The organism is Paludibacter sp. 221, assembly GCF_010501035.1.
Taxonomy (GTDB): domain Bacteria; phylum Bacteroidota; class Bacteroidia; order Bacteroidales; family Paludibacteraceae; genus QVMH01.
In genome coordinates, this window is record NZ_QVMH01000078.1 from 1 (window position 1) to 6330 (window position 6330).

At 35.4% G+C, this 6330-nt stretch carries 5 protein-coding genes; 1 reads left to right on the top strand and 4 read right to left on the bottom strand.

Going from position 1 to position 6330, the window contains the following annotated elements; all coding sequences use genetic code 11:
• Positions 1–1342, top strand: a 1342-nt coding sequence (locus D0T49_RS12580; protein ID WP_163632202.1) for a TraM recognition domain-containing protein, incomplete at its 5' end; no start/stop codon positions are given.
• A 40-nt stretch (positions 1343–1382) separates the two neighbouring features.
• Here D0T49_RS12580 and D0T49_RS12585 read toward each other — a convergent pair.
• Genes D0T49_RS12585 through D0T49_RS12600 form a run of 4 tightly spaced genes read right to left on the bottom strand, consistent with a single transcriptional unit; the run spans position 1383 to position 6221 of the window.
• Positions 1383–2642: a site-specific DNA-methyltransferase gene (locus D0T49_RS12585; RefSeq protein ID WP_163632206.1), complete on the bottom strand. Its 1260-nt coding sequence runs from the start codon at positions 2640–2642 to the stop codon at positions 1383–1385.
• On the bottom strand, positions 2632–3696 hold the full coding sequence (locus D0T49_RS12590; RefSeq protein WP_163632210.1) for a hypothetical protein: 1065 nt from the start codon (positions 3694–3696) through the stop codon (positions 2632–2634). The genes D0T49_RS12585 and D0T49_RS12590 overlap by 11 nt, the downstream gene beginning before the upstream one ends.
• On the bottom strand, positions 3686–4294 hold the full coding sequence (locus tag D0T49_RS12595) for a hypothetical protein (protein WP_163632213.1): 609 nt from the start codon (positions 4292–4294) through the stop codon (positions 3686–3688). The genes D0T49_RS12590 and D0T49_RS12595 overlap by 11 nt, the downstream gene beginning before the upstream one ends.
• Positions 4281–6221, bottom strand: a complete 1941-nt coding sequence (locus tag D0T49_RS12600; protein ID WP_163632216.1) for an AAA family ATPase — start codon at positions 6219–6221, stop codon at positions 4281–4283. Before D0T49_RS12600 ends, D0T49_RS12595 begins: the two co-directional genes overlap by 14 nt.
• Positions 6222–6330: the final 109 nt, after the last annotated feature.

The window sequence follows — 6330 nt, forward strand, 5'->3', positions numbered from 1 at the left end:
ACGCACGGTTCTTAGGGGGGAAAGCACCCGCAAGGGTGCTGACCTACCCGACCCAGACTTATCGGAAATCGCTTACAATCATCTGATGAACCATTCGGATGCTTATAAAGTAAAACCCACCTTCTATGTTATCAATTTTGACGACCCACGTCGAAGCCACCGATGTAATCCTATCAATCCGGCATTTATGACAGATATATCGGATGCTTATGAATCGGCATACACCATTATGCTGAACCTGAACCGAAGCTGGATTCAGAAGCAAGGCGACTTCTTTGTGGAATCCCCGATTATCCTGCTGGCTGCGATTATTTGGTTTCTCAAGATATATAAAGACGGAAAGTATTGCACGTTCCCGCACGCCATCGAGTTCCTGAACCGGAAGTATGCAGACACATTTGTTATCCTGACTTCCTACCCGGAACTTGAGAATTATTTAAGTCCCTTCATGGATGCGTGGGAATCTCAAGCCCAAGACCAGTTACAGGGTCAAATCGCATCGGCAAAAATCCCATTGTCAAGAATGATAAGCCCGGCATTGTACTGGGTAATGACGGGTGATGATTTTACGCTGGATATTAATAACCCGAACGAACCGAAAATACTTTGTGTCGGTAACAATCCCGATAGGCAGAATATTTATTCCGCCGCTTTGGGACTGTACAACAGTCGTATAGTGAAGCTAATTAACAAGAAAGGACAGCTTAAAAGTTCAGTTATTATAGATGAACTACCCACAATTTACTTTAGGGGGTTGGATAACCTGATAGCCACCGCCCGTTCCAATAAAGTAGCAGTCTGTTTGGGTTTTCAGGATTACAGCCAGCTAACAAGGGATTATGGCGATAAGGAAAGTAAAGTAATTCAAAATACAGTTGGAAATATTTTTAGCGGTCAGGTCGTAGGAGAAACAGCGAAAACATTGTCAGACCGATTCGGGAAAGTTTTGCAGAAACGCCAGTCTATGACAATCAACCGTCAGGATAAATCAACCTCAATCAGTACGCAGATGGACAGTTTGATACCTGCCAGTAAAATATCCAATCTTACGCAGGGAATGTTCGTGGGTGCGGTCAGTGATAATTTTGATGAACGGATAGACCAAAAGATTTTCCATGCCGAAATTGTGGTGGATAACGAGAAGGTAAAACGTGAAACTGCCCACTATGAAAAGATACCGGAGATTATCGACTTCCGGGATGCAGATGGTAACGACCTGATGAAAGAACAAATCCAACTTAATTATGACCGGATAAAGCAGGATGTTAAGCAGATAGTCATTGATGAAATGGAGCGCATCAAAAACGACCCGGAGTTACAGCATTTAGTGAAGGGAGAATAAAAATATCCTGTGTTACTATTACGAAGTAGCACAGGATAATTTATTTTGAAGCTGTGAAAATCACAACACTTTCCCGTAATTGATTGATCTCATTGCTGTATTTACTTTTTCTCTTTTTTAAATACCTTAATACACCTATATCTTTTAGATACCACCCGACTTTATTCCCGATTTCCCCAATAATCATATCTACGGGAATTTCAATTCCCGCATAAGCCGAAGTAGAAACAACAAGCCATAATTCTGCATTATTCTTTGCTTTATTTCGAAGAATAGACAATATGTTTTGCATATCCTCAAAGTAGGCTTGAATCATGACCGGAATATCTTTGTGCATTAAATTTTCCCTTCTTTGTAGTATTTCTTTTAGTGCTACATCATAAAGAGTTCCAAAATTACTTTGGCTAGGTTTATCCCATTTAGCCTGAACGTGAGAACGAACAGTTGTCAATCGCAAATCATATAGTTCGCTCATTGAATTAACAAACCGGCCTAGAAATAACTCCGGTCTGTAGATGTCTGTGTAATCAAACGTGTTTAGATATGGAGGTGATGTTATGCAAAGAGAAAATTTCTCGGTAAGCTCTTCCTTTATAACAGCTCTTGAGTCACCGCAAACTATTTTTGGGGCTGTCAGTTTATCTTCTTTTGCTAAATCTTCACGAATAGCGAGTAGCCGTTTTTCTAAAGATTTAATGAATAGGGTCTTATCAAAATTTAATTCTTTCCAGTTGTTTTTATATCTCAAACACTTACCATCTCTTCGAGCATTTGAGTTATCCATTGTAGAACCAATTAGAGACAACTTTAATATATCTCGAATGTTGCTGTTTTCTACTTTGTTCAACCTTGATATTCCTCCTTCAAAAGAATTTAAAATATCCGCATTAAACAGCCATTTAGATTTATTGGAATACTCAGAAAAAGTGGAAAATGTAAGAAGTGGTGATTTTTTTTGTCTTTTTACTCCCTCTAAAACATCTTGACATACATTGTCAAACGTAGTGATATTGGCACTTTCGACTTTTGTTTTTGCAATGAAAGCTGTAAAAGGATTAACCTCAAATCCAAAGGATTTTATTCCCTTCATTGCAGCAGTAAGTGTTACAGTACCACTTCCATTAAAAGGATCGATTATTACATCAGACGATGTTAATTCTAAAGTGTCAATAGCATTTTCCACCAAAGAAGGAGAAAATCCTTCTTTATAATAATACCATCTATGCCGAGATGCATTAATTGTATCTACGGCAGTTGAGACATTTTTATCTCTCAATAAAAACTCCTCGTTAATTATCATTGAGTATACATTGAGGGGTTATGAACATTCTTGTTGGAGGAGCAAAATCTTTTCGGGTAATATGATATTGCGGGTTATAAGTGATTTCTTTGTCCTCGTACCAGTACCCGTCAGCTTGAGTTATTTGTGTTGTATCTATTTTAGTTGATTTGCGTCTCAAATCGAATACTACTAAATATCCAATTGTATTATGATTAGGTACTTGAATCGCATTTGCGTCCAAATATTCAGCGAGTTGTGTTGCACCATCTCTAGCTCTACTATCAGTATAGTTAGATGTAAATGTAAGCGTATCGTTATTTAATGACTTTCCCAACCACTTAATCTCTATCAATGCAATATGATTTGTAAATCCCCAAGTAACTTTTACATCAACAGGATGAGAGGTGTCAACAGCTTGTTCTGGCCTAACCTCTAACCCTTCCCCTCTTAGTCTTGCTTTTAAAAAATAAACCATTGAATCTCTTAATAAATGCTCGGGATGAGGTTTGAAAAATATCCGTTCTTCTGAGTGTAATGCGGTTTTTATATGCAAACAATCGGCAAACCTCACTACACTTGTTTTGTAATGAGACATAGCTTCCTCTAAAGACTTAAATGTGGATACAGCAAAGCAACTATCTGTCCCCGGGACTTTAGGTAAATCACAAATAGACGTTCTTGTGTGGAACATTTCCCTTTTAGGTGTATATTGATATACAAAGTCTGTAGGTGTTATTTCGCTTATTGTTACCGTGGACGTAGTAGCTATTATCTCATCAAGGCTATTGATTTGTATCACCAAATTATCGCTATTTATACTTCCGAGATGTGCAAAATTATTAATGGTAGAATAAGTTGAAAATTTATCTGACAGTTTGTAGCTATCTGAATTGAAAATTATTATGGAAGAGAAGTTGCGGAGATTTATAAATTTGAAAATATTAGAAATAACCTCAAGTGTCATTTTTAAGTTGTTTATCCCAACGACACCATAATCATTGTGTATACAAGATGTATAATCCGACGACAACATCTCTTTAATAGTATTTATATCCCGTTCTTTATTCAGCATCTTGATTTACTTCTTTTGGTAGTTGGAGATATTTAAGCCAAGTGACCGCAGGGACGAATAGGTCTGCATCCTGTGAGTTTATTGCTTCTTTTAAGAGTTCAAATTGGTCATATAATAGAGCAACAGCACCGTTTTCTTCATCAACTAAAGTTCTGACTGAAGAATTATTTGCAGCTCTTACAATAGGGTCGCTAATTATAGAATTTCTTATGTATCCAATAGGCAGGGCAAGTAAGCTTTCACAAGCAGCTTCTAAGTATTTGTTCCTGTTCTCAAATCGCCCTAATTCAGATAAAATATTACATTTAGATTTACCTTCACTTGTAATTTGATAGTAGTTGTCAATTTTTTCTAATTCATTATTCCTAAGCAAACAATCAAGAGCATTATATACATCCGTAGAAAGAGGAACTCCTAAATCGTTCTTGATAAATTTGTAACCCCAAAAAGATGTAGGATTTCCCTCATAGAGAGACAATAAGCATGAAAAATAACAAAACAATTGAACCTCTGAAGAATTGAAATCTCCAATATATCGTTGTAATTTATTGCCTACAAATAAGGTGTCGTATATTGCATATGGGTTAATTGATTCCATCTAATGCTCTTTCTATGTTATTGAATGCACCTTCTATGACATCTTGCTCTTCTTGTTGAACAGTTGATAATATAGTCCAATTGGTCATGCGCTCAATTTTCATCTTTGCACGTTTACATTTTTTTGCCATTTGTAAAAGAAGCTGGGATGAATTAATATTGGCAGTCATTACCACGTCATAACCTTTTAAGACAAAATCAGCAAACATTTTTCCTGCTCGACTTTCATATGCAATATCTAAAGAACCTTCAGGTGTGTCAATTAACATGAAGGCATTAGGCGATGATGTAAATTCAATCAAAGCAAATCGTAATGCAATATCAATGAAGTATTGTTGACTTTCAGATAGTTGAAAACGTTCGGTTCTTTCCGTGTTATTGACCTTTAAAATCAGACCAATACCCTTACTGGATGATTTGAGTTCCACATCAATATCTAATCCAATAAAACTATTAGCATATCCTTTGAAAATAGGCAAGAACCGTTCTTCTGCACTGTGATAGTTTTTGCGGATTTCTTTTTCTATGATGCCAAGGTCTATCTTGCTTTGGTCTCTTATTTTTGTATCCTCTTCTTTTTTTAATTCATCCTTATTAATAATGCTCTTTAAAGCCTCTATGCGTTTATTAATATCGTCGTCTTTCAATTTTAGAGCCTGAATAATGATTTGCTCATTTTCGGTTTTGAATTTCTCAATGAAGCTTGTGGTCTCAATTATTTTAGCATTAATATCTACGGATTCTTTTGCTAAACGTTCCTTTTGTAGCATTAATTCATTCAGTTCGCCTTGTAATTTCTGAATTTCTTTATCAATAGATTTTAAGAGTTCAATATTGTTGTTCTTTACATTTGCACGAAGGTTTTCACTAACGGATTTTATACGGTATTTGAGGTCTTCAAAATCCTGAGTTACATCTTCATTGTTTAGTATTCTTTTTGATATATGACGCAACATGCCTACTATATGTTGGTCTTTCTCAATAGGAATATCAACATTATACATGTTATTAAAAGCATCATCATATTGTTTCTTTAGATTTGATACTTTCAATGATATATTGCTGACATTTAGCTCACAACTTCTTGCGTGAGACTGATTTGTCTGCATTGCTTCATGCAATTGGGCCAGTTCCTCTTCTTTCTCTTCCAGTTGAGTTAGCGTAGCTTCAATTGTTTCAGAATTATTAGAATTGGTTGTAGCAGTAGAAATTAGTTCATTTAAAAGTCGAGAGTTTTGAGTTATGCTCCATTGCAAATTTCGCATATTGGATTCGTGTTTAGCTATCTTCTTTCTCAAATCATCAGCGACATCAGCTTTTTGGGCATCTATTCCAAAAAACAAATAAAGAACACGATTCATTATAGAATCATCCCAAAAAATAAGCTTTTTACTTTCATCGAAAGTAAGAACAAAATTTTGTAAAAAAACATATTGTTCAAAAGTAGTAACTCCGATATCTTTAGCAAATAACTCTTGGTATTGTGATAAAAATCCATAAGAAGTTAAAGACTGATCTATTGTTTCTTCACCAGTTTCTGTGTCAATTCTGGAAAATTTACTCAACCCAGAAGCATCAAAAAAACTACGCTTTATTTGATATTCAAAATTGGAAATATTAAATTTTACTGAAACATCAGCTAATTCCCTCTTCGACTCATCAATTCGACCATTAAAGTAAGATGATGCAAACTTTTCATTGTTTTTAAAAAACTTGGGGATTGAATTTACTGATGCAAAATTCTTTTTAGGATCTACCACAATTCCAGTTAAAGCATAAGAAAGTATTGAGATAAATGTAGACTTTCCAAGCCCATTTGCCCCAGCTAAACAAAATACGCCATCGTTCATGTCAAGAACGATTTCTGATTTGAGTTTGTATAATGAAAATTCATTAATCACAATCTCTTGTATTTTAGGTAGTACCATAGTATTAATCCGTTATGTCTTATCACAATAAAAACATTGCGAGTAACTAGGCTGCAAATTTATATAGAAATCTTCGATTTCTACGCCCGTATTGATAAAAAGTCGAGGG

Excerpts from the sequence above, each read along its gene's own strand:
- D0T49_RS12585 (WP_163632206.1), bottom strand. The coding sequence starts at position 2,642 with ATGATAATTAACGAGGAGTTTTTATTGAGAGATAAAAATGTCTCAACT.
- D0T49_RS12590 (WP_163632210.1), bottom strand. The coding sequence starts at position 3,696 with ATGCTGAATAAAGAACGGGATATAAATACTATTAAAGAGATGTTGTCG.
- D0T49_RS12595 (WP_163632213.1), bottom strand. The coding sequence starts at position 4,294 with ATGGAATCAATTAACCCATATGCAATATACGACACCTTATTTGTAGGC.
- D0T49_RS12600 (WP_163632216.1), bottom strand. The coding sequence starts at position 6,221 with ATGGTACTACCTAAAATACAAGAGATTGTGATTAATGAATTTTCATTA.